28 protein-coding genes are annotated in these 22,225 nt (G+C 44.4%); 2 read left to right on the forward strand and 26 right to left on the reverse strand.

Going from position 1 to position 22,225, the window contains the following annotated elements:
- The 24 genes from rplO to rpsL all read right to left on the reverse strand — a co-directional run bounded on the left by rplO (nucleotide 1) and on the right by rpsL (nucleotide 13,237).
- Entirely contained in the window at nucleotides 1-432 is a 432-nt protein-coding gene (gene rplO, locus ACOV1R_RS07500) for a 50S ribosomal protein L15 (RefSeq protein WP_003638079.1), read from the reverse strand.
- A 31-nt stretch (nucleotides 433-463) separates the two neighbouring features.
- A complete protein-coding gene (gene rpmD / locus ACOV1R_RS07505; protein WP_003641261.1) occupies nucleotides 464-646 on the reverse strand; it encodes a 50S ribosomal protein L30 in 183 nt (60 codons plus the stop codon).
- Between the two features lie 14 nt (nucleotides 647-660).
- Complete coding sequence (gene rpsE, locus ACOV1R_RS07510) at nucleotides 661-1,161, reverse strand: 30S ribosomal protein S5 (RefSeq protein WP_003638077.1); 501 nt, start codon at nucleotides 1,159-1,161, stop codon at nucleotides 661-663.
- Between the two features lie 20 nt (nucleotides 1,162-1,181).
- Nucleotides 1,182-1,547 carry a 50S ribosomal protein L18 gene (gene rplR, locus ACOV1R_RS07515; protein WP_003641260.1) on the reverse strand — a complete coding sequence of 122 codons (366 nt, stop codon included), beginning with the start codon at nucleotides 1,545-1,547 and terminating at the stop codon, nucleotides 1,182-1,184.
- A gap of 34 nt (nucleotides 1,548-1,581) precedes the next feature.
- Entirely contained in the window at nucleotides 1,582-2,118 is a 537-nt protein-coding gene (rplF, locus tag ACOV1R_RS07520; RefSeq protein ID WP_003641259.1) for a 50S ribosomal protein L6, read from the reverse strand.
- A gap of 29 nt (nucleotides 2,119-2,147) precedes the next feature.
- On the reverse strand, nucleotides 2,148-2,543 hold the full coding sequence (rpsH, locus tag ACOV1R_RS07525) for a 30S ribosomal protein S8 (protein WP_003638074.1): 396 nt from the start codon (nucleotides 2,541-2,543) through the stop codon (nucleotides 2,148-2,150).
- Nucleotides 2,544-2,576: 33 nt separating this feature from the next.
- Entirely contained in the window at nucleotides 2,577-2,762 is a 186-nt protein-coding gene (locus ACOV1R_RS07530; RefSeq protein ID WP_003638073.1) for a type Z 30S ribosomal protein S14, read from the reverse strand.
- A gap of 20 nt (nucleotides 2,763-2,782) precedes the next feature.
- Nucleotides 2,783-3,325, reverse strand: a complete 543-nt coding sequence (rplE, locus tag ACOV1R_RS07535; protein WP_003638072.1) for a 50S ribosomal protein L5 — start codon at nucleotides 3,323-3,325, stop codon at nucleotides 2,783-2,785.
- A 28-nt stretch (nucleotides 3,326-3,353) separates the two neighbouring features.
- Nucleotides 3,354-3,665: a 50S ribosomal protein L24 gene (gene rplX, locus ACOV1R_RS07540; RefSeq protein ID WP_003641258.1), complete on the reverse strand. Its 312-nt coding sequence runs from the start codon at nucleotides 3,663-3,665 to the stop codon at nucleotides 3,354-3,356.
- Between the two features lie 33 nt (nucleotides 3,666-3,698).
- On the reverse strand, nucleotides 3,699-4,067 hold the full coding sequence (gene rplN / locus ACOV1R_RS07545; protein WP_003641257.1) for a 50S ribosomal protein L14: 369 nt from the start codon (nucleotides 4,065-4,067) through the stop codon (nucleotides 3,699-3,701).
- Nucleotides 4,068-4,109: 42 nt separating this feature from the next.
- Nucleotides 4,110-4,379: a 30S ribosomal protein S17 gene (gene rpsQ / locus ACOV1R_RS07550; RefSeq protein ID WP_003638069.1), complete on the reverse strand. Its 270-nt coding sequence runs from the start codon at nucleotides 4,377-4,379 to the stop codon at nucleotides 4,110-4,112.
- Nucleotides 4,380-4,401: 22 nt separating this feature from the next.
- Nucleotides 4,402-4,596: a 50S ribosomal protein L29 gene (gene rpmC, locus ACOV1R_RS07555; RefSeq protein WP_003638068.1), complete on the reverse strand. Its 195-nt coding sequence runs from the start codon at nucleotides 4,594-4,596 to the stop codon at nucleotides 4,402-4,404.
- Nucleotides 4,586-5,020: a 50S ribosomal protein L16 gene (gene rplP, locus ACOV1R_RS07560; RefSeq protein WP_003641256.1), complete on the reverse strand. Its 435-nt coding sequence runs from the start codon at nucleotides 5,018-5,020 to the stop codon at nucleotides 4,586-4,588. Before rplP ends, rpmC begins: the two co-directional genes overlap by 11 nt.
- Nucleotides 5,021-5,022: 2 nt before the next feature.
- On the reverse strand, nucleotides 5,023-5,676 hold the full coding sequence (gene rpsC / locus ACOV1R_RS07565; RefSeq protein WP_003638066.1) for a 30S ribosomal protein S3: 654 nt from the start codon (nucleotides 5,674-5,676) through the stop codon (nucleotides 5,023-5,025).
- A gap of 12 nt (nucleotides 5,677-5,688) precedes the next feature.
- Nucleotides 5,689-6,036, reverse strand: a complete 348-nt coding sequence (rplV, locus tag ACOV1R_RS07570; RefSeq protein WP_003638065.1) for a 50S ribosomal protein L22 — start codon at nucleotides 6,034-6,036, stop codon at nucleotides 5,689-5,691.
- Between the two features lie 20 nt (nucleotides 6,037-6,056).
- On the reverse strand, nucleotides 6,057-6,332 hold the full coding sequence (gene rpsS, locus ACOV1R_RS07575) for a 30S ribosomal protein S19 (RefSeq protein ID WP_003638064.1): 276 nt from the start codon (nucleotides 6,330-6,332) through the stop codon (nucleotides 6,057-6,059).
- A gap of 42 nt (nucleotides 6,333-6,374) precedes the next feature.
- Nucleotides 6,375-7,214 (reverse strand): 50S ribosomal protein L2, encoded by an 840-nt coding sequence (rplB, locus tag ACOV1R_RS07580; RefSeq protein ID WP_003641255.1) that lies wholly within the window; start codon nucleotides 7,212-7,214, stop codon nucleotides 6,375-6,377.
- Between the two features lie 23 nt (nucleotides 7,215-7,237).
- A complete protein-coding gene (rplW, locus tag ACOV1R_RS07585; RefSeq protein WP_003641254.1) occupies nucleotides 7,238-7,531 on the reverse strand; it encodes a 50S ribosomal protein L23 in 294 nt (97 codons plus the stop codon).
- On the reverse strand, nucleotides 7,531-8,154 hold the full coding sequence (gene rplD, locus ACOV1R_RS07590) for a 50S ribosomal protein L4 (protein ID WP_003641253.1): 624 nt from the start codon (nucleotides 8,152-8,154) through the stop codon (nucleotides 7,531-7,533). The genes rplW and rplD overlap by 1 nt, the downstream gene beginning before the upstream one ends.
- 18 nt (nucleotides 8,155-8,172) lie before the next feature.
- Entirely contained in the window at nucleotides 8,173-8,802 is a 630-nt protein-coding gene (gene rplC / locus ACOV1R_RS07595; RefSeq protein ID WP_003641252.1) for a 50S ribosomal protein L3, read from the reverse strand.
- Between the two features lie 37 nt (nucleotides 8,803-8,839).
- Entirely contained in the window at nucleotides 8,840-9,148 is a 309-nt protein-coding gene (gene rpsJ, locus ACOV1R_RS07600; RefSeq protein ID WP_003638059.1) for a 30S ribosomal protein S10, read from the reverse strand.
- Between the two features lie 950 nt (nucleotides 9,149-10,098).
- Nucleotides 10,099-12,195, reverse strand: coding sequence for an elongation factor G (fusA, locus tag ACOV1R_RS07605; protein WP_003641250.1), 2,097 nt, complete (start codon nucleotides 12,193-12,195; stop codon nucleotides 10,099-10,101).
- Nucleotides 12,196-12,336: 141 nt separating this feature from the next.
- On the reverse strand, nucleotides 12,337-12,807 hold the full coding sequence (gene rpsG, locus ACOV1R_RS07610) for a 30S ribosomal protein S7 (RefSeq protein WP_003638057.1): 471 nt from the start codon (nucleotides 12,805-12,807) through the stop codon (nucleotides 12,337-12,339).
- Between the two features lie 16 nt (nucleotides 12,808-12,823).
- Nucleotides 12,824-13,237 (reverse strand): 30S ribosomal protein S12, encoded by a 414-nt coding sequence (rpsL, locus tag ACOV1R_RS07615; RefSeq protein WP_003641249.1) that lies wholly within the window; start codon nucleotides 13,235-13,237, stop codon nucleotides 12,824-12,826.
- Between the two features lie 319 nt (nucleotides 13,238-13,556).
- Between rpsL and ACOV1R_RS07620 the strand changes: the two genes are divergently transcribed.
- Both ACOV1R_RS07620 and ACOV1R_RS07625 read left to right on the forward strand, forming a co-directional pair.
- On the forward strand, nucleotides 13,557-13,862 hold the full coding sequence (locus ACOV1R_RS07620; RefSeq protein ID WP_236039300.1) for a prepilin peptidase: 306 nt from the start codon (nucleotides 13,557-13,559) through the stop codon (nucleotides 13,860-13,862).
- Between the two features lie 95 nt (nucleotides 13,863-13,957).
- Entirely contained in the window at nucleotides 13,958-14,179 is a 222-nt protein-coding gene (locus tag ACOV1R_RS07625; protein ID WP_227149616.1) for a hypothetical protein, read from the forward strand.
- 652 nt (nucleotides 14,180-14,831) lie between these two features.
- Here the strand turns inward: ACOV1R_RS07625 and rpoC are convergent.
- Entirely contained in the window at nucleotides 14,832-18,473 is a 3,642-nt protein-coding gene (gene rpoC / locus ACOV1R_RS07630) for a DNA-directed RNA polymerase subunit beta' (protein WP_054518979.1), read from the reverse strand.
- Nucleotides 18,474-18,490: 17 nt separating this feature from the next.
- Nucleotides 18,491-22,105: a DNA-directed RNA polymerase subunit beta gene (locus ACOV1R_RS07635; protein WP_003644088.1), complete on the reverse strand. Its 3,615-nt coding sequence runs from the start codon at nucleotides 22,103-22,105 to the stop codon at nucleotides 18,491-18,493.
- Between the last annotated feature and the right edge of the window lie 120 nt (nucleotides 22,106-22,225).

The following is a 22,225-nucleotide window of genomic DNA, read 5'->3' on the forward strand; positions in this document are numbered from 1 at the left end:
TTAGATCACCTCAGTTTTACCGCCAGCAGCTTCAATGGCTGCAACCGCCGTTGCAGAGAACTTGCTTGCCTTAACTGTTAACTTTTTGTTGAGTTTACCATTACCAAGAACTTTAACAGCAGAACTCTTCTTAACTAAGCCAGCTTCCTTTAATGATTCTGGTGTAACTTCGGCACCATCATCAAAACGGTTTAAGCCGTCAAGGTTAACAACCGCATATTCTTTACGGTTAATGTTAGTAAATCCACGCTTAGGAATCCGACGGTACAATGGCATTTGGCCACCTTCGAAACCGACACGAACTTTACCACGCGCCTTTTGACCTTTTTGGCCACGACCAGAAGTCTTACCTTGGCCACTTGAGTCACCACGACCAATTCGACGACGTGAAAAACGTGAACCTTCACTAGGTGTTAATTCATGTAACTTCATTTAGTAGGCACCTCCTCTTTGAAAATTTGAATTACTTGATGATTTCGACATCGACTAAGTGTGCGATGTGGAAAATTTGACCGCGAGTTGCTGCGTCATCAGGTTTAACAACGGAACTATTAATCCGACCCAAACCTAATTCCTTAACGATTTTACGTTGCTTAGGAAGACGGTGAGCAGCACTGCGTACTAAAGTGATCTTTAATTGAGCCATGTTGTTTGTCCTCCCTATTCAGCTAAATGTTCGGCTGAAACGCCACGTAAAGCAGCGACTTGTTCAGCAGTCTTTAAGCTCTTTAAGCCTTCGAACGTTGCACGAACAACGTTAACGGGGGTGTTTGAGCCTAATCGTTTACTAGTAACATCATCCACACCGGCTAATTCCATGACGGCACGAACGGCGCCACCAGCGGCAACACCAGAACCTTCAACGGCTGGCTTAAGCATGATGCGGCCACCACCGTAAACACCAAGTGCTTCATGAGGAATGGTGGTACCAACCATTGGTACAGTGATCAAGTTCTTTTTAGCAGCTTCGGAAGCTTTCCGAATTGCTTCTGGAACTTCTTGAGCCTTACCAGTACCGAAACCAACGTGTCCCTTGTGGTCCCCAACGATTACTAATGCAGCAAAACGTAGGCGACGACCACCTTTAACAACTTTGGTAATCCGGTTAATGGCAACAACATTATCGTCAAGATCTAATTTTGATGGATCAATGAAAGTCATATGGTATTATTCCTCCTTTGTTAGAATTTAAGTCCGTTTTCACGAGCGGCTTCAGCCAAAGCTTGAACCCGACCATGATATAAGTAACCGCCACGATCGAAAACGACGTCAACGATTTTCTTTTCAGCAGCACGCTTAGCAACAACTTCACCGACAGATGCAGCCTTTTCAGTCTTGTTGTTACCTTTAACTTCGCTATCTAAAGTTGAGGCACTTGCGAGCGTTACACCCTCTACATCATCAATAACTTGAGCGTAGATGTTTTTGTTTGAACGATAAACATTTAAGCGTGGGCGCTCAGCAGTCCCAGAAATCTTACCGCGAACACGTGCGTGACGACGTTGACGTGTTTTGTTTTTATCTGGTTTGGAAATCACAATAGTCACCTCTATATATTAGTATGGACAGCTTTACGCTGCATTATTTACCAGTCTTACCTTCCTTACGACGAACATATTCATCGACGTAACGAATCCCTTTACCTTTGTAAGGTTCAGGTGAACGAACGGCCCGAACTTCGGCAGCAAAGTCACCAACAGCTTGCTTACCAATACCAGAAATATTGATATGCGTGTTATCAGGAACTTCAACAGTCAAGTTTTCAGGCGTTGCAAATTCAACAGGGTGTGAGTAACCAACGCTTAATACTAACTTCTTGCCTTGCAATTGGGCACGGTAACCAACACCGACCAATTGAAGGTTCTTAGTAAAGCCCTTAGTAACCCCTTCAACCATGTTGTTAACATTTGCACGGGTAGTACCGTGTAATGCCTTCATCTTGTAGTCATCAGATGGACGAGTGAATTTAACTTCGTTGCCTTCAACCGTCATCGTAATATCACTGGCGATGTTCCGCGTTAAAGTACCCTTAGGACCCTTAACCGTAACGACTTCACCAGCTTGTGATACTTCTACCCCAGCAGGTAGTTCAATTACTTTATAACCAATACGACTCACTTACTTGCACCTCCCGTCTTAATTAATGATTACCAAACGTAAGCTAATACTTCGCCGCCAAGCTTCTTGGCGCGAGCTTCTTTATCAGTAATGACACCTTCTGAAGTTGAGATGATAGCAATCCCTAAACCGTTTAAAACCTTAGGAACAGCATCAGCCTTGACGTATGAACGTAAACCTGGCTTTGAAATACGCTTCAAGCCACTGATTACACGTTCGTTGTCCTTACCATACTTCAAGAAGACGCGGATGATGCCCTGTTTGTCATCATCGATGTATTCAACGTCGCGAACAAAACCTTCATTCTTTAAAATTTCAGCAATGTTGCGTTTGATTTTTGATGCAGGAACTTCTAGTGAATCGTGGCGTACCATGTTAGCGTTACGGATACGAGTCAAGAAATCTGCGATTGGATCAGTCATCATGAAAGTTTAACCTCCTTTAACTTGGGTTTGTTTTTACCAGCTGGCCTTTTTCATACCAGGGATTTGACCTTTGTGGGCCAGGTCGCGTAAGCAGATACGGCACAAGTGGAATTTACGGTAAACTGAATGTGGACGACCACAACGTTCACAACGGGTGTAGTTTTGTACGTTAAACTTAGCACCGCGCTTTTGTTTAGCAATTTGTGATTTTTTAGCCAACTTCGATTAACCCCCTTCGGTTATTTAGCAAATGGCATGCCAAATTGAGTTAACAACTCACGTGATTCTTCATCACTATCAGCTGTCGTAACGATTACAATGTCTAAACCGCGAACACGGTTAACATTATCATAGTTGATTTCTGGGAAGATCAATTGTTCACGGACACCCAATGTGTAGTTACCGCGACCATCAAATGAACGAGTACTTACACCATGGAAGTCACGAACACGTGGTAATGAAACATTGATCAACTTGTCCAAGAAGTCATACATACGTTCGCCACGTAAGTCAACCTTGGCACCAATTGCCATACCTTCACGAAGACGGAAACCAGCGATAGATTTCTTTGCCCGGGTAACCAATGGTTTTTGACCGGAGATCAAAGTTAATTCTTCAACTGCTTCGTCTAAGTTTTTAGCGTTGGTAACTGCATCACCAACACCCATGTTCAAAACGATCTTAGCCAGCTTAGGCACTTGCATTACTGAAGTGTAATTGAACTTGTCAACTAATGCTGGAACGATTTCTTTTTCATATTGAGCTTTTAAACGGTTTTCCATGAAACTTGCTTCCTCCTTTCAGTCAGTCTTAGTTTTCTAAGTCTTTACCAGACTTTTTAGCGTAACGGACACGCTTGCCATCTTCACGACGAACACCTAAACGTGTAGGTTCGTTGGTTGATGGGTCAAGGTACATAACGTTAGAAGCATCGATTGGTGCTTCGATGTCCACGATACCGCCTTGTGGGTTAACGTTCGTTGGTTTTTGGTGTTTCTTGATCTTGTTAACACCTTCAACAACGATCCGGTTCTTGGCAGAGATAACCTTTTTAACAGTACCTTCTTGACCACGATCCTTACCGCTGATTACTCGAACTTTATCACCAGTTTTAATCAACATTAGGTTGCGCACCTCCTTATTTACGGTGTGTGACTAGAGTACTTCTGGCGCTAATGAAACAATACGCATGAAGTCCTTATCACGTAATTCACGAGCGACAGGTCCAAAGATACGAGTACCTTGTGGAGTCTTGTCATCACGAATAATAACTGCAGCATTTTCATCAAACTTGATGTATGAACCGTCAGCACGGTGAACACCAGACTTAGTCCGGACGATCACAGCTTTAACGACATCATGAGCTTTGACAACACCACCGGGTGTTGCTTGTTTAACCGTAGCAACAATGACATCACCAATGTTAGCAGTTTTACGACCAGAGCCACCTAATACCTTAATAGTAAGGATTTCACGGGCACCGGAGTTGTCAGCAACTTTTAAACGACTTTCTTGTTGGATCACAGTAAGTGTCCTCCCTTCATGTAATTTTATTCAGCTAATAATCTAGATAATAACAGCTTTTTGAACAACTTCAATTAAGCGGAAACGCTTAGTAGCTGATAGAGGACGAGTTTCCATGATCTTGACGATATCGCCAGTTTTGGCTTCATTCTTTTCATCATGAGCCTTGAATTTCTTTGAATAACGAACACGTTTGCCGTATACCGGATGGTTCTTGTAAGTTTCGACAATAACAACAATGGTTTTGTCCATCTTGTCAGAAACAACGCGTCCTTGGATAACCTTACGGCTATTACGAGTATCTTCACTCATTCGTGATTGCCTCCTTTATACTCTACTTGTTTAACTCTTGTTCACGCAACGCAGTTTTAATACGCGCAATGTTCTTACGAACTTGTTTTAAACGAGCGGTGTTTTCAAGCTGACCAGTGGCCAATTGAAAACGCAAGTTGAAAAGTTCGTCTTTGTAAGACTTTTCTTTTTCGAGCATTTCAGTAGTGGACAATGCTTTAATTTCCTTAGCCTTCATCTGATTCGCCACCTACTTCCTCACGCTTAACAATCTTAGTTTTAACAGGTAATTTAGTTCCAGCCAAGCGTAAAGCTTCGCGTGCAACTTCTTCTGGAACACCAGCAACTTCAAACATAATCTTGTTACGTTTAACTGGTGCTACCCAACCTGCAGGAGTACCTTTCCCATTACCCATCCGGACACCGACACCTTTTTCAGTGTAGGACTTGTGAGGGAAAATCTTAATCCATACCTTACCGCCACGCTTCATGTAACGGTTCATAGCAACACGGGCAGCTTCAATCTGCCGGTTGCTGATCCAGTGTGATTCGAGGGTTTGTAAACCGTAATCACCAAAAGCAACTGTTTTACCGCCTTTAGCTTCACCGCGCATTTTACCACGATGAACACGACGATACTTAACCCGTTTAGGTACCAGCATGTTTAGTTTCCTCCTTTAGCAGATTTCTTTTCTGGCAAGATTTCGCCACGGTAGATCCAGGTCTTAACACCTAATTTACCGTAAGTCGTCCGTGCTTCGACCCATGAATAGTCGATGTCAGCACGAAGCGTATGCAATGGAACCGTACCATCTGAGTATGCTTCAACACGAGACATGTCGGCACCGTTTAAACGGCCAGCAACTTGTGTCTTAATACCCTTAGCACCGGAACGCATTGTACGTTGCATAGCACCACGCATCGCACGACGGAAAGCAACCCGGCCTTCCAATTGACGCGCAATACTTTCACCAACTAATTTAGCATCTAAATCAGGCTTCTTGATTTCGATGATGTTGATGTGTACTCGCTTACCAGTTAAATTGTTTAATTCTTTACGAAGAGCTTCAACTTCAGAACCACCCTTACCAATAACCATCCCTGGTTTTGCGGTATGGATTGAAATGTTTACGCGGTTTGCAGCGCGTTCGATTTCAACGGTGGAGACGGAAGCGTCGGCAAGTCGTTGTTCGATATACTTACGGATGCGTAAATCTTCGTTCAAGTAGGCAGCAAAATCTTTTTCAGCGTACCATTTTGCTTCCCAGTCGCGAATGATTCCTACACGTAATCCGGTTGGATTTACTTTTTGACCCACGCGTTATCCCTCCTATTTTTCAGTAACTGTGATCGTAATGTGGCTAGTCCGCTTGTTGATTGGTGAAGCAGAACCCTTTGCCCGTGGACGGAACCGTTTTAAGGTTGGTCCTTCGTTAACAAAAGCTTCGCTTACGACCAAATCTTCGCGATCTAAGTCAAAGTTATTTTCAGCGTTAGCAACAGCAGAAAGTAAAACTTTTTCTACTACTGGAGAAGCACCCCGTGGAGTGAACTTCAAGATTGCTAAGGCTTCGGCAACACTTTTACCTCTGATAAGATCGACAACTAGGCGGACCTTACGAGCGGCAATACGAACAGTTTTTGCAGTTGCACGTGCAGATGTTACTTGTTCAGCCATTCTTTATATCCTCCTAACTATTACTTCGTTTTCTTATCGTCAGTTCCATGACCATGGAACGTCCGTGTTGGTACAAATTCACCTAACTTATGACCGACCATGTCGTCTTGGATGTAAACTGGGACATGCTTGCGACCATCATAAACAGCGATTGTGTACCCGATAAAACTTGGGAAAATTGTTGAACGACGTGACCACGTCTTGATGACAGATTTCTTGTCAGAATCAGATTGTGCATCGATTTTCTTTAATAAATGCGCATCTGCGAAAGGTCCCTTCTTTAAACTACGACCCATCGTGTGACCTCCTCTCGATAACTACAGTAAATTCAAATTTTATTAGTGTTTGCCTGGACGGCGACCACGAACGATAAGCTTGTTTGAACGAGCCTTCTTGTTCCGAGTCTTCTTACCAAGCGTCTTCTTACCCCATGGAGACATTGGAGATGGATGACCGATTGGTGCTTTACCTTCACCACCACCATGAGGGTGATCGTTAGGGTTCATTACAGACCCACGAACAGTTGGGCGCTTACCTTGCCAACGTGTACGACCGGCTTTACCTGAGTTGATTAATTCGTGTTGTTCATTACCAACAGTACCAATAGTAGCACGGCTAGTTAATAATACTAAACGAACTTCACCAGAAGACAAACGAACAATTGCGTACTTGCCTTCCTTACCCAGTAATTGTGCTGAAGTACCAGCAGAGCGAGCTAATTGGCCACCCTTACCTGGCTTCAATTCAATGTTGTGAATAACAGTACCAACAGGGATGTTAGTTAATGGTAATGCGTTACCAACCTTGATGTCGGCTTCGGCACCTGATTGAACTTGCATACCAACTTCCAAACCTTTTGGTGCTAAGATATATGATTTCACACCGTCAGCGTAAACTAATAATGCAATGTTAGCTGTCCGGTTAGGATCATATTCGATTGCCTTAACGGTTGCTGGAACTTCATCCTTAATCCGCTTAAAGTCAACCAAACGGTATTGTTGCTTATGACCGCCGCCACGATGACGAACAGTAATGTGACCATAACTGTTACGACCGGCAGTGTGACTTTGTGAGTCTAATAATGACTTTTCAGGCTTCGTCTTAGTGATTTCAGAGAAATCTGAAGCAGTCATATTACGACGGCCGTTAGTGGTTGGTTTATACTTCTTAATACCCACTAGAGTTACCTCCTAAATTAGATTTATTGTTGATCGTCGTTGAACAACTTGATTTCGTTAGAATCAGAACTTAAGGTAACAATAGCCTTACGACGCTTCTTAGTGTAGCCGGCGTAACGACCTTGGCGCTTAAGTTTTCCTTTAACGTTCATAACGTTCACTTTAACGACTTTAACATCGAAGATTTCTTCGATTGCTTTTTTAACTTGGGTTTTCGTTGCCTGTACGTTGACATCAAATGTGTAGCGCTTGTCGTCCAAGTCAGCCATTGATGATTCAGTAACTACAGGACGTAAAATTACATCGCGTGCTTCCATTATGCGAGCGCCTCCTCTAATTGATCGAGGGCTTTTTGGGTAACGACTAATTTGTCACTATTAGCGACATCTAAGACGTTAACACCTTTGGCTTTAAGGATCTTAACATTTGGTAAGTTACGACCTGCCAAAGCAGCCTTTTCATTGTCCTCTTCAACCAAAACAAGAGTCTTGGTATCGACGTTGAGGTTGTTTAATACATTTACAAAATCCTTAGTCTTTGGTGCGTCGAAAGCTAAGCTATCAACTGCAACTAAGCTGTTGTCTAAGACCTTTTGTGAAAGGACAGACTTCAAAGCTAAGCGCATAACCTTCTTAGGTAATTTGTAACTGTATGAACGAGGGGTTGGTCCGAAGACAATCCCACCTTTACGCCATTGTGGTGAACGGATAGAACCTTGACGCGCACGACCAGTACCCTTTTGACGCCATGGTTTACGACCACCACCGCGACGAGCACTACGGTTCTTAACTGCGTGAGTTCCTTGACGCATTGATGCACGTTGCATCAAGATGGCATCAAAAACCACGTTTTCGTTTGGTTCAACACCAAACACAGCGTCGTTCAAAGTAACGTCACCATTTTGCGTACCGTCTTGTTTAAATAATGCTACGCTAGTCATGTATTATGTCCTCCTTCCTTATTTACTCTTAACAGATGTTTTAACTGTTACAAATGACTTGTTGGCGCCAGGGACATTCCCTTTAATTAATAAAACGTTGTTTTCAACGTCGGCACGAACGATTTGTAAGTTTTGCATCGTACGTTGGTGATTACCCATCCGGCCTGGTAATTTCTTACCTTTGAATACCCGGTTGATGATGGCACCCATTGAACCAGGACGACGATGGTAACGAGAACCGTGAGCCATTGGTCCACGACTTTGGCCGTCCTTATGGATATTACCTTGGTAACCATGACCTTTAGTGATACCCGTAACGTCAACGGCGTCGCCAGCTGCGAAAATATCCGCTTTGACTTCGTCACCTACTGTGTAATCTCCAAGCTCAACATTACGAATTTCACGAATGAAGCGCTTAGGAGTCGTTTTTGCTTTTGCTGCATGACCTTGAGCAGGTTTGTTCGTCAAGACTTCGCGTTTGTCGTCAACACCTAATTGGATTGCTTCGTAACCGTCATTTTCAACGGTCTTAACTTGCAACACAACGTTAGGTTGAACTTCAACAACTGTAACGGGAACTAATTCGCCGCTTTCAGTGAAGACTTGCGTCATTCCTACCTTTTTCCCTAAGATTCCTTTAGTGGTCATGAGTACACCTCCAATTAATTGATTTTAGTTTAGTAAATTAAAGCTTGATTTCAATATCTACACCGCTAGGCAAGTCTAACTTCATTAATGAGTCGACCGTCTTAGGCGTTGGGTTAACGATATCGATTAACCGCTTGTGAGTCCGCATTTCGAATTGTTCACGTGAGTCCTTAAACTTATGTGGTGAACGTAGAACGGTATAAATAGTCCGTTCAGTAGGCAATGGAATAGGACCTGAAATAGTAGCACCAGTTCTCTTTGCCGTTTCGACAATCTTGTCAGCTGACTGATCAAGAATGCGGTGTTCGTATGCCTTTAAGCGAATACGAATTTTTTGCTTTGCCATTGTTGTGACCTCCTTCGTCTATTTTGAAAATAAGACTAGCTCCGTGAAAATTACCGCCACGTCCCATGACAATGTGGCCGGGCGTGTCGCAACCTTTCACATCAAAGCTAACTACGACTACTTGATGATGGGGATATAGTTATCCCCTTCTAAATACCAAGCACAATCTATAATAAATGAAAAGCTCTGTAATAGCAAGTGTTTTCGCACTTTTTTTATAACCATCGTTGTAAACCGTGTTACCTTTTTGAACCAGCTCAATTAATGTAACACAAATTCCATCCAATTAATAGCGTTTGCGCCTAATTTCTTTTTGGTGAGCGCTTTACATTTCTCACTGCCGACCGGCCACGATCATGTGGACACCTACTAGATTGCATTAACACTTTCTCAGGAACAAGACCCGCGTTCAGCGTCATACATTTTTGTCTGGAGTCATTTAATCGGACTTCAACACGCTTAATTCAACCGCTCCTACATCTGACGGCGCCGTCACACTGACCCACGTTCTTGTTCATCTACCTTCTATTATATTGTCATCTACTTATCACCGACCGTCAGCACCTTGGCCGTGGCCACTGACAACCGTCAACTCAAGTGGTCATCTCCGATACAAAAAATGCGATGTTGTCCGCGTTCTCCTTATTATGCTATGAGTCTCGCACCCTTAATATTATGGCTGCCAGTTTTATGGTCGCAGCGGCTAGTAACTTAACTAGTGCGACCCTTGTTGCGCGGTTGTACCCTTGCGCGATGACATAGTCCTGAGCAGCACTGTGCTCGTCACAGCCGTACCCAATGCCAGTGACGGCCAAACTATCCCAAGCCGCTTCAATTGATGTGCCACGTTGTCTTACGACGAGCAGTAATCACATTTAGTTCGACCAGAAATTTATGTAAAAAAAGAACGTCCAGCCGAAGCTGAACGTCCTTCTTATTATCAATCAAGCTTATTTGGCAGGAGTGCCGCCATTCTTCTTGATGATATCTTCTTGAACTGACTTTGGTACCTTTTCGTAATGATCAAAGGTCATTGTGAAAGTCCCACGACCTTGAGTAGCTGAACGTAATGTGGTTGCATAACCAAACATTTCAGCCAAAGGAACGTATGCATGAACTTCTTGGGCATTCCCACGTTCTTCCATACCTTCGATGTTACCACGACGAGCAGTAACGTGACCCATAACATCACCTAAGTAATCTTCTGGGGCAACGATATCAACCTTCATGATAGGTTCAAGGATAACAGGGCCAGCAGTCTTAACGGCATTCCGCAATGCTAATGATGCGGCAATCTTGAAGGCTGCTTCACTAGAATCGACATCATGGTAAGAACCATCATAGAGCTTAGCCTTAACGTCAACCAAAGGATAACCAGCTAACACACCGTTAGCCATAGCTTCCTTCAAACCTTGTTCAACTGAAGGAATGTATTCACGAGGAACAACCCCACCGACGATGGCATCTTCGAATTCGAAGCCTTTACCTTCTTCGTTAGGTGTAAATTCAACCCAAACATCCCCATATTGACCTTTACCACCAGATTGGTGAACAAACTTACCTTGAACTTGAGTGCTCTTAGTAAAGGTTTCACGGTATGAAACTTGAGGCGCACCAACAGTGGCTTCAACATTAAATTCACGCCGCATCCGGTCAACGATGATATCCAAATGCAATTCACCCATCCCGGCGATCAAAGTTTCACCAGTTTCAGGGTTAGTTTCAGCCTTGAAAGTAGGATCTTCTTCAGAAAGCTTTTGTAAGGCAACGTTCATCTTATCTTGGTCAGCCTTAGTCTTAGGTTCAACGGCAACCTGGATAACTGGGTCAGGGAATTCCATTGATTCCAAGTGATATGGATGGTCAATCGAAGTCAATGAGTCACCAGTAGTCGTGTTCTTCAAACCAATTGCAGCGGCGATATCACCAGAGAAAACTTCTGGGATTTCTTTCCGTTGGTTAGAATGCATTTGAAGTAAACGACCAACCCGTTCACGTTTGTCCTTAGTGGCGTTCAAGACATATGAACCAGATTCCAAAGTACCTTGGTATACCCGAATGAAAGTCAAACGACCAACGAATGGGTCAGTAGCAACCTTAAATGCTAAGGCAGCGAATGGCTTATCATCACCGGCAATCAAGTCAACTTCTTCTTCAGTTTCAGGATCAGTAGCCTTGTATGGCTTAACATCAAGTGGTGATGGTAAGTAGTCCACAACGGCATCCATTAACATTTGAACACCCTTGTTCTTGAAGGCTGAACCAGCTAATACTGGGAAGAATTCAAGTGCTAACGTTCCTTTACGGATAGCAGCCTTAATTTCTTCTTTGCTGATTTCTTCACCGCCAAGGTACTTTTCCATGATGCCGTCATCGATGTCAGCTAAGGCTTCGATTAAGTCATCACGTGCAGCTTGGGCTTCTTCTTTGTATTCATCAGGAACGTCAACCGTATCCCATTCAGTACCAAGTTGATCTTCATCATAAAGGTCAGCCTTCATTTCGATTAAGTCAATGACCCCTTCGAAATTATCTTCGGCACCAATTGGTAATTGGATGGCGTGGGCGTTAGCTTGTAAACGATCATGGATCGTGCTTACAGAGTACTTGAAGTCCGCACCAATCTTGTCCATCTTGTTAACGAAAACGATCCGGGGAACGTTATACGTTGATGCTTGACGCCAAACTGTTTCAGTTTGAGGTTCAACACCTGATTGGGCATCCAATACGGCGATCGCACCATCTAAAACCCGAAGTGAACGTTCAACTTCAACAGTGAAGTCAACGTGCCCTGGGGTATCGATGATGTTAATCCGGTGGTTCTTCCACTGTGCAGTCGTGGCAGCAGAGGTAATGGTGATCCCACGTTCTTGTTCTTGGGCCATCCAGTCCATTTGTGAAGCACCATCATGGGTTTCACCAATTTTGTGAATTTTACCAGTGTAGTACAAGATCCGTTCAGTAGTCGTGGTCTTACCAGCATCGATATGGGCCATAATACCAATATTACGGGTCTTATCGAGTGAGAATTCTCGTGTATTAGCCATTAGAAAATGTGTTACTCCTCTCAATATAAATGGAATTAACAGTATAAAGTTTATTTCAAAAAATGACTACTATATGCGCGCATATAATAGTCACCTTTTTGTGATTAGTTAAAGGCGACCTTTAACCATCTCACGGAAATATTACCAACGATAATGGGCGAAGGCACGGTTGGCTTCAGCCATCCGGTGAGTATCTTCACGCTTCTTAACTGAAGCACCAGTATTGTTAGCAGCATCCATGATTTCACGAGCTAACCGGTCGGACATAGTGTGTTCGCCACGTGAGCGAGCATATTGAACGATCCAACGAAGGCCAAGAGTCGTCTTACGATCTGGGCGAACTTCGATTGGAACTTGGTAGTTAGAACCACCAACACGGCGGGCCTTAACTTCAAGTACTGGCATAACGTTCTTCATAGCTTCTTCGAAGACTTCCAAAGGATCGTTACCAGTTTGTTCTTTGATTTGATCAAAAGCATCATACAAAATAGTTGATGCGGTACCGCGCTTACCATCTAACATTAAGTGGTTAATTAAACGCGTTACTAATTTAGAGTTATACATTGGATCTGCTAAAACTTCGCGTTTTGCAGGTGCACCTTTTCTTGGCATTTAACTTACCTCCTTATTATTTCTTTGGCTTCTTGGTACCATACTTGGAACGGCTTTGGCGACGATCTTCGACACCAGCAGTATCCAAAGCACCACGGATAACATGGTAACGAACACCAGGTAAATCCTTAACACGACCACCACGAATTAAGACAACGCTATGTTCTTGGAGGTTATGACCAATACCAGGAATGTAAGCTGTAACTTCGATTAAGTTAGATAAACGTACACGGGCATACTTCCGTAAAGCCGAGTTAGGCTTCTTAGGAGTCATGGTACCGACACGAGTAGCAACCCCACGCTTTTGTGGCGCTGGGTTATTAGTTGCAACCTTCTTGTAACTGTTATACCCAAAGTTTAACGCTGGGGCATTTGATTTTGATACTTTAGACTTACGGCCTTTGCGAATTAATTGATTAATTGTTGGCATGTTCTAAAGTGTCCTCCTTCCAAATATCTGTTTTTTAAGTCCACACATCCAGGTGGTTCTTTTTTGAGTAAAAAAGAATGCCTGGAGCATGGTAATTGTGCGCTTAGCCGACCAGTCAGCATGTCTGTATTCCTGATACAGGAATCTGTCTGCAAAAAGCACCTTTACTAGACTATCATGACATGCCGAAGTTGTCAATAAATGTCCTGAAAAAATAGTGGTGCTTTACATTGCGTAACTAGTGATGAAAGGTGGTCCTTCCATGTTAACCAGCAGTCTTTTTATTATTGGCCTCTGTCTGGGCTCATTCGTGACCTGTATGGCGGAACGCATCAGCAACGGACACATACTCATTAGCACTCAACGATCAAGGTGTCCACACTGCCGGCATCAATTACGGTTCTGGCAACTGATACCATTACTCGGCATTCTACTTCAACGGGGACAGTGCTATGATTGTCGCACTCCTATCAGCCTCCGTTCCAGTCTGATTGAATTACTTTGTGGTAGTCTACTAGCTTCTAGCAGTGCGTCATTGTCATTGACGCTGCCACTTCTGATTGGTTACTTGGTATTGATTTCAATAGTCTTACTGATTATCTCACTTTTGAAGTCTACCCGCTGACATTACTTCTTCCAGCCGGACTGGACTTATGGCAACAACGGCCACCCCTGACGATCAGTCTCTACCTCGTACTTGCCTTACTAGTCGGGTTATACTTGCTGGCCCGGCTAACTGCCACCTTTGGTCTCGGCGATGTTGACGTTCTACTCATGCTTGTTTTCATCATTCCAGCCGACACACTGTTGACCTGTCTCGCCATTGCGGCCGTTGCCGCATTAGTTGGTTTTATCATCAGTGCCCCACGCCATCGCTTACCATTCGTGCCCTTCATCAGTTGGAGCTTCATCATGGTCACCCAACTCACGGGTCTCGCATAGCGAGCTATAATTGCAATGTTCTAGTACGTCCGATTATTGCTTGTTAGTCAGTGCGCGTCCTGTTCGGATGAACGACCACTCAACTGGTACAATTTGTCGTCGAATTGTTTACTACTTGGAACTTTAAACAAGCGTTAATATCGTATCAGTTGTTCTGACCCTCAGTAGTAATATGGTGATTTAGAAATCGGGGACAGCTCACAATTCTATTATTAACCTGAAAGTTACCTGATAAGATTCCGGTCTCAAAAAAGTAACGACTAATCCGTCAAAAGTTGCGTACGCACGTGCCCACCATTCGAACACCATCCCGAGCGGAAGACGTTTCTTAGCACTACAAGAGTGTGCGGTTTAGACGGGCTGAGACTGAGGATTAGTGTTAGCTAACCGAAAGTCTCATTCCAATCTGAACACGTTTCACCAATATAGTATTAAGGCACGGCAGTCCAGCAATTAACAGAAATGCCTGGAGCGCAGTGCAGGACACACTAACTAAGCAAGTTTACACAAACTTGAACTTTTCCAGCGAGGCTCAGTTAGTCTTCCCCCCCTGAAGATTAACCTTCATCGCCGAACGCCCCAGATAGCCTACCTACAATCGTGCATACAAAAAGGACGACCACAATGGCCGCCCTTTTTAGTTACTTAGCAATTACTTGCTAGCATCTTGTTCTTGCATTTGTTTTTCAAGGTCGCTGATTGAGTAAACCCCATCAGCCACGTTGCCAACTTCCTTTGGTTTGATATGACGGTAAACCGGCATACCAGTCCCAGCAGGAATGATCTTACCAATGATAACATTTTCCTTAAGCCCGATCAGTGGATCGTTCTTACCACGAATAGCAGCATCAGTTAAGACCCGTGTCGTTTCCTGGAATGAAGCAGCTGACAAGAAACTATTCGTTTCAAGAGCGGCTTTAGTAATCCCAAGAATGACTGGCCGTGACGTTGCAGGAATACCACCAGCAATCAAGGTCTTGTAGTTCTCGTCCTTGAAGTCTGCAATATCCATTAACGTCCCAGGCAAGACGTCGGTATCGCCCGGATCCATGACCCGAACCTTCCGTAACATTTGCCGAATCATGATTTCAACGTGCTTATCGCCAATTTCAACCCCTTGCATCCGATAAACCTTTTGAACTTCACGGAGCAAGTAGTTTTCAGTTGATAAGACATCACGTACTTGAATCAATTGCTTAGGATCGATCGACCCAATGTTCAACGCAGCACCACGGTGAATAAAGTCGCCTTCACTAACCGCCATCCGTGCTGTTAACGGCAACGTGTAAGTCCGGGTATCATTTTCACCCTTAACCGTAACTTCCTTCGTCCGTTCCGCTGGATTTTCTTCAATTAATTCAACCGTCCCAGTAACTTCTGAGATTTCGGCACGCCCTTTAGGATTCCGTGATTCCACAATTTCTTGCACACGAGGCAACCCTTGGGTAATATCGTCCCCGGCAACACCACCGGTATGGAAGTTCCGCATGGTCAGCTGAGTACCGGGTTCACCGATAGACTGTGCGGCAACTGTCCCAACAGCTTCACCAACTTCAACTTCATCACCAGTAGCCATGTTACGGCCGTAGCAATGTTCACAAACCCCATGCTTAGTGTTGCAAGTAAATGCAGAACGGATCGTAACTTCCGTTACACCAGCATCAACGATTTTATGAGCTAAGTCTTCGTCGATCAAGACGTTGTTACCGACAATTTCATCATGCGTTTCAGGATCAAAGACAGTCTTCATCGTGTAACGACCTAAGATCCGGTCATACAACGGTTCGATGACTTCGTTACCTTCCATGATTGCGTGAATCCGCAACCCACGGTCAGTCCCACAATCCTTTTCACGAACGATAACATCTTGAGCCACATCAACCAGACGCCGAGTCAAGTAACCTGAGTTGGCAGTCTTAAGCGCCGTATCGGTCATCCCTTTACGAGCACCGTGGGTTGAAATGAACATTTCCAAGACAGACAAACCTTCACGGAAGTTTGAAAGGATTGGTAATTCCATGATCTTACCGTTAGGGGCAGCCATCAAACCACGCATCCCAGCTAACTGAGTAAAGTTTGAAATGTTACCACGCGCACCAGAATCACTCATCATAAAGATTGGGTTATCCGCGTTGAAACTTTCAATCAGTTTTTGTTGGATTTGGTCCTTAGCGTCGTTCCAGACACCAATGACCCGTTCATAACGTTCGTCATCAGTAATTAAACCACGACGGAACTGTTTTGAAATCGTATTAACTTGTTTATGGGCTTCGGCGATAATTGCTGGTTTTTCTTTCAAACCAGTAATATCGGCAACCCCAACCGTCAAACCAGACTTAGTTGAAATGTTGTAACCTAAGTCCTTCATCCGGTCAAGCAAGAGTGACGTTGCTGTCACGTGATATTGCTTGTAAACTTCAGCGATAATGTCGGCCAAGAAGCCCTTCTTGAATGGTGGAATGATTTCCTGGGCATCCAAGAATTGATGAATATCTTCACCAGGCTTCAAGAAATACTTGTCCGGTGTACCAGCAATCAAGTTATCGTTAGTTGGTTCGTTCAAGTAAGGGAACTTGCCAGGCAAAATGTTGTTGAAGATTGCCTTACCAACCGTCGTGACTAAGACTGCTTGCTTCTGATCGTCCGTGAATGGCTTGTCAGGCATTGATGAGACCTGAATGCCGACCCGGCTATGCAAATGTACATAACCTGATTGGTAAGCCTTTTGAGCTTCATTCAAGTCCTTGAAGATCATACCTTCGCCTTCACGACCGATTTCTTCAGTCGTCAAGTAGTAGTTACCGATAACCATATCTTGAGATGGCGTAACAACAGGTTTCCCGTCCTTAGGCGCCAAAATATGGTGGGCAGCTAACATTAAGAGCCGTGCTTCAGCTTGGGCTTCATCTGAAAGTGGGACGTGAATAGCCATTTGGTCCCCATCGAAATCGGCGTTGTAAGCTTCACAAGCCAATGGATGGAGCCGCATCGCTTTACCACTAACCAAGACGGGTTCGAAAGCTTGAATCCCTAAACGGTGAAGCGTAGGGGCGCGGTTCAAGAGAACAGGATGTTCCTTGATAACGTCTTCCAACACACCCCAGACATCGTCATCAGCATGTTCGATCTTTCGCTTAGCATTCTTGATGTTAGAAGCTAATTCACGTTTAACCAATTCCTTCATGATAAACGGTTTGAACAATTCCAACGCCATTTGACGTGGTAAGCCCATTTGGTTCATCTTCAAGAAAGGCCCAACATCGATAACCGAACGACCAGAATAGTCAACCCGCTTACCAAGTAAGTTTTGACGGAACCGCCCTTGCTTCCCTTTCAACATGTGTGAAAGAGACTTCAATGGCCGGTTACCAGGACCAGCAACGGGACGGCCACGACGACCATTATCGATCAACGCATCAACGGCTTCTTGCAACATCCGCTTTTCGTTTTGCACGATAATCCCAGGTGCATTTAAGTCCAACAAGCGTTTCAACCGGTTATTACGGTTGATAACCCGCCGGTACAAGTCGTTCAAGTCAGAGGTGGCAAAACGACCACCTTCCAATTGAACCATTGGCCGTAAGTCCGGGGGAATAACCGGAATTGCGTCCATTACCATCCAAGCTGGTTCGTTACCAGATGTCACGAAAGCTTCGATGATATCAAGCCGCCGAACGGCCCGGGTCCGCTTCTGACCAGAAGCATCCTTCAGAGTTTCCTTTAAATCACGTGCCTCTTTTTCAAGATCCACGTTATTCAATAACCGTTTGATGGCTTCGGCACCCATGGCAGCTTCAAATTCGTTACCATATTGAGCCTTCTTCTCACGGTATTCACGTTCAGAAAGTAATTGCTTCTTTTCAAGTGGCGTATTACCAGATTCGATAACGACGTATGAAGCGAAGTAAATGATTTCTTCAAGTGCCCGGGGACTCATGTCTAAGACTAATCCCATCCGGCTAGGAATTCCCTTAAAGTACCAGATGTGAGTAACTGGTGCGGCAAGTTCGATATGACCCATCCGTTCACGACGGACTTTACTACGAGTCACTTCGACCCCACAACGGTCACAGACAATACCCTTATAACGAATCCGTTTGTATTTACCACAAGCACATTCCCAATCCTTAGTAGGACCAAAAATCCGTTCGTCAAACAGACCGTCTTTTTCAGGTTTCAATGTCCGGTAGTTAATGGTTTCTGGCTTTTTGACTTCGCCATATGACCAGCTGCGAATCTTGTCTGGGGATGCCAGACCGATTTGCATGCTTTCAAACTTGTTGACATCGATCAAAGGACCGACCTCCCTTTTTATTGATTATCTTGCTGAGCGTTGGTTGTTTCAGAAGGCTTAGCGGCGTCAGCTTTTGCGGCCTTGTCCGCAGCCTTCTCATCTTGTTGTTGTTTAAACTTGCTGAGTGCATCGACATTGACAACTTCATCGTCATCATCATCCATGTCCCGCAATTCGATTTCTTTGTCTTCAGAATCCAAGACTTTCATGTCAAGACCGAGTGCTTGCAATTCCTTAACCAACACGCGGAATGATTCCGGTACGCCAGGCTTTGGAATTGGTTCGCCCTTAACGATTGCTTCATAGGTCTTAACCCGACCAACAACGTCATCGGACTTGTAAGTCAAGATTTCCTGCAAGGTATAAGCTGCACCATAAGCTTCCAAGGCCCAAACTTCCATTTCACCGAAACGTTGGCCCCCAAATTGCGCTTTCCCACCAAGTGGTTGTTGCGTAACCAAAGAGTAAGGTCCGATTGAACGAGCATGGATCTTATCGTCAACCATGTGACTAAGCTTCATGTAGTGCATGACCCCAACAGCGACCCGCTTATCGAACGGTTCACCAGTCCGACCATCATAGACGATCGACTTGGCATCTGAATCAACCCCAGCTTCACGAATGGCTTCCCAAATATCTGTATCTTGAGCACCATCAAAGACAGGCGTTGCCATGTGAATTCCTAACTTCCGAGCAGCCATCCCCAAATGCAATTCGAGCACTTGCCCGATATTCATACGAGAAGGCACACCCATTGGGCTTAACATGATATCGATTGGTGTCCCATCAGGCATGTACGGCATGTCTTCTTCAGGAACCACGATTGAAACCGTCCCTTTGTTACCATGCCGACCGGCCATCTTGTCACCAACTTGGATCTTCCGCTTTTGTGCGATGTAGACCCGAACCATCATGTTAACGCCAGGAGATAATTCATCACCGTTTTCACGAGTGAAGATCTTAACGTCCTGGATGATACCGCCGCCACCATGAGGAACCCGGAGTGACGTATCCCGAACTTCACGCGCCTTTTCACCAAAGATCGCATGGAGAAGCCGTTCTTCAGCTGACAATTCCGTAACCCCTTTAGGCGTTACCTTACCAACCAAGATGTCACCGTCTTTAACTTCGGCCCCAATCCGGATAATCCCGTCTTCGTCAAGGTTCTTCAATGCATCTTCCCCGACGTTAGGAATTTCACGAGTCATTTCTTCAGGTCCAAGCTTGGTGTCACGTGCTTCTGATTCATATTCTTCAATATGAATTGACGTGTAGACGTCTTCACGGACTAAACGTTCATTAATAATGATGGCATCTTCGAAGTTATAACCATTCCAAGTCATGAAAGCAACTAATGGGTTTTGCCCAAGGGCTAATTCCCCACCTTCCATTGCTGGACCATCGGCTAAGACTTCATCGTTATCAACGTGATCGCCAACTTTAACGATTGGCCGTTGGTTATAGTTCTTACCACCGTTAGAACGACGGAATTTCATTAACTTGTAAGTGTCTAATGAACCATCATCGCGACGAACGCGAACTTCGCGAGCATCAACGTATTCAACCGTTCCTTCATGACGACAAATCAAGGCAATCCCTGAGTCATGTGCAGCTTTATATTCAATCCCAGTCCCAATTAATGGCGCGTGAGGATCAAGTAACGGCACCGCTTGTCGTTGCATGTTGGCACCCATCAAAGCACGGTTAGAGTCATCGTTTTCCAAGAAAGGAATACATGCCGTTGCGACGGCAACCACTTGTTTAGGCGAAACGTCCATGTAATCGACATTTTCGATTGGCGTTTCCAAGTTTTCTTCCTTGTTACGAGCTAAAACAGTGTCTTCAACGAAAGAACCATCATCATTCAATGGAGAGTTGGCTTGTGCAATCACAAATTGGTCTTCTTCATCGGCTGCTAAGTAGTCGATCTTATCGGTAACCTTATGCGTTGTCCAATCGACACGCCGGTATGGCGTTTCGATGAAGCCGTAACGGTTGACCTTCGCATAAGAAGACAAACTGTTGATCAAACCAATGTTAGGGCCTTCAGGCGTTTCGATTGGGCACATCCGACCGTAGTGGGTATAGTGCACGTCACGAACTTCATATCCGGCCCGATCACGAGTCAAACCACCAGGTCCTAAGGCTGATAAACGCCGCTTATGCGTTAATTCACCTAAGGGGTTGGTTTGGTCCATGAATTGTGACAATTGTGATGACCCAAAGAATTCCTTAATTGAAGCAACCACTGGGCGAATGTTAATCAATTGTTGTGGCGTTACCGTCGCAGCATCTTGAATCGACATCCGTTCACGCACAACCCGTTCCATCCGGGATAACCCAATCCGGAATTGGTTTTGCAATAATTCACCCACGGAACGAATCCGCCGGTTACCCAAGTGATCAATATCATCGGTTGAGCCAAGACCTTCTTGCAAGTTGAAGAAGTAATTAATGGAAGCAATGATATCAGCAGGCACAATGTGCTTGAACTTCAAATCAATGTTGCCATTACCAATCACGTTCACAACCTTTTCAGGGTCGTTTTGTGAATAAACCTTAACAACTTGTAAGACCATTGGATTCGTAACAACGGCTTCGTCAGATGGTGTGTAAGTAACCGTCTTAAAGTCGTCACGTTCCAAGTATGGGGATAGTTTAGCCATGACATTCTTGTCAATGACCGTATCCTTTTGCGCAATAACTTCACCAGTATCAGGATCAGCTAATGTCTCAGCTAACGTTTGGTCCATTAAGCGCGTCTTCATGCTTAACTTCTTGTTAACCTTGTAGCGACCAACTGGTGCGAAGTCATACCGTTTTGGATCGAAGAACCGAGCAGTCAATAGGCTCCGCGAACTGTCAGCCGTCTTAGGTTCACCAGGACGTAGCCGTTCGTAGATATCTTTTAAGGATTCTTCAACCCGGGAGTCGTCGGTGTTCTTATGAACGTCCTTTTCCAACGTCAACATCAAACTGTCAGTTTCACCCAACATGTCAATAATGTCATCGTCAGAACCATAGCCTAAGGCCCGGACTAATTCCGTCAATGGAATCTTCCGCGTACGGTCGATCCGTACGTATGAAACATTCTTGGCGTCAGTTTCAAGTTCTAACCAAGCACCCCGGTTAGGAATAACCGTTGTGCCGTAGCTAGGACGCCCATTTTTATCTAATTCTTCATTGAAGTAAACGCCGGGTGAACGAACCAATTGTGAAACAATGACCCGTTCGGCACCGTTGATAATAAACGTCCCTTGTTCAGTCATTAATGGAAAATCACCGAAGAATACGTCTTGCGACTTAATTTCACCAGTTTCATGGTTAGTTAAACGTAGGGTAACGTGCAATGGTGCCGAGTAGTTGGCATCATGTTCACGAGCTTCTTCGACGGTGTACTTTGGTTCTAATAATTGATAGTCGACAAATTCAAGTGAAAGTTTTCCTGCGAAATCGTCGATCGGCATAATATCTTCAAACATTTCCCGGAGACCTTCATCCAAGAACCATTGGTAAGAATCGGTCTGGATTTCGATCAAGTTAGGCAAATCAAGAACTTCCTTGATACGTGCATAACTTCTACGGGTACGGTGTTTACCGTATTTTACTAAATGTCCGGCCAAGTTGTTCACCCCTTCTTATTATTCCGGAACCCGCCACCTCCAGCCAAATATTACATTTGTGTTACAAATGCGTTTTTGACCGAATTTTAGGCATAAAAAAACCAAAAATAGTCGCTTAAGTTGACTATT

The organism is Lactiplantibacillus sp. YT640, assembly GCF_049745435.1.
In the GTDB taxonomy this organism is placed as follows: domain Bacteria; phylum Bacillota; class Bacilli; order Lactobacillales; family Lactobacillaceae; genus Lactiplantibacillus; species Lactiplantibacillus plantarum.

Bases quoted from the DNA above. Each gene is read 5' to 3' on its own strand.
- rplO (WP_003638079.1), bottom strand. From the start codon at position 432: ATGAAGTTACATGAATTAACACCTAGTGAAGGTTCACGTTTTTCACGT.
- rpmD (WP_003641261.1), bottom strand. From the start codon at position 646: ATGGCTCAATTAAAGATCACTTTAGTACGCAGTGCTGCTCACCGTCTT.
- rpsE (WP_003638077.1), bottom strand. From the start codon at position 1,161: ATGACTTTCATTGATCCATCAAAATTAGATCTTGACGATAATGTTGTT.
- rpsH (WP_003638074.1), bottom strand. From the start codon at position 2,543: ATGATGACTGATCCAATCGCAGATTTCTTGACTCGTATCCGTAACGCT.
- rplE (WP_003638072.1), bottom strand. From the start codon at position 3,325: ATGGAAAACCGTTTAAAAGCTCAATATGAAAAAGAAATCGTTCCAGCA.
- rplX (WP_003641258.1), bottom strand. From the start codon at position 3,665: ATGTTGATTAAAACTGGTGATAAAGTTCGAGTAATCAGCGGTAAGGAT.
- rpsQ (WP_003638069.1), bottom strand. From the start codon at position 4,379: ATGAGTGAAGATACTCGTAATAGCCGTAAGGTTATCCAAGGACGCGTT.
- rpmC (WP_003638068.1), bottom strand. From the start codon at position 4,596: ATGAAGGCTAAGGAAATTAAAGCATTGTCCACTACTGAAATGCTCGAA.
- rplP (WP_003641256.1), bottom strand. From the start codon at position 5,020: ATGCTGGTACCTAAACGGGTTAAGTATCGTCGTGTTCATCGTGGTAAA.
- rplV (WP_003638065.1), bottom strand. From the start codon at position 6,036: ATGGCTGAACAAGTAACATCTGCACGTGCAACTGCAAAAACTGTTCGT.
- rpsS (WP_003638064.1), bottom strand. From the start codon at position 6,332: ATGGGTCGTAGTTTAAAGAAGGGACCTTTCGCAGATGCGCATTTATTA.
- rplW (WP_003641254.1), bottom strand. From the start codon at position 7,531: ATGGAAGCACGCGATGTAATTTTACGTCCTGTAGTTACTGAATCATCA.
- rplD (WP_003641253.1), bottom strand. From the start codon at position 8,154: ATGACTAGCGTAGCATTATTTAAACAAGACGGTACGCAAAATGGTGAC.
- rplC (WP_003641252.1), bottom strand. From the start codon at position 8,802: ATGACCACTAAAGGAATCTTAGGGAAAAAGGTAGGAATGACGCAAGTC.
- rpsJ (WP_003638059.1), bottom strand. From the start codon at position 9,148: ATGGCAAAGCAAAAAATTCGTATTCGCTTAAAGGCATACGAACACCGC.
- fusA (WP_003641250.1), bottom strand. From the start codon at position 12,195: ATGGCTAATACACGAGAATTCTCACTCGATAAGACCCGTAATATTGGT.
- rpsG (WP_003638057.1), bottom strand. From the start codon at position 12,807: ATGCCAAGAAAAGGTGCACCTGCAAAACGCGAAGTTTTAGCAGATCCA.
- rpsL (WP_003641249.1), bottom strand. From the start codon at position 13,237: ATGCCAACAATTAATCAATTAATTCGCAAAGGCCGTAAGTCTAAAGTA.
- ACOV1R_RS07620 (WP_236039300.1), top strand. From the start codon at position 13,557: ATGGCGGAACGCATCAGCAACGGACACATACTCATTAGCACTCAACGA.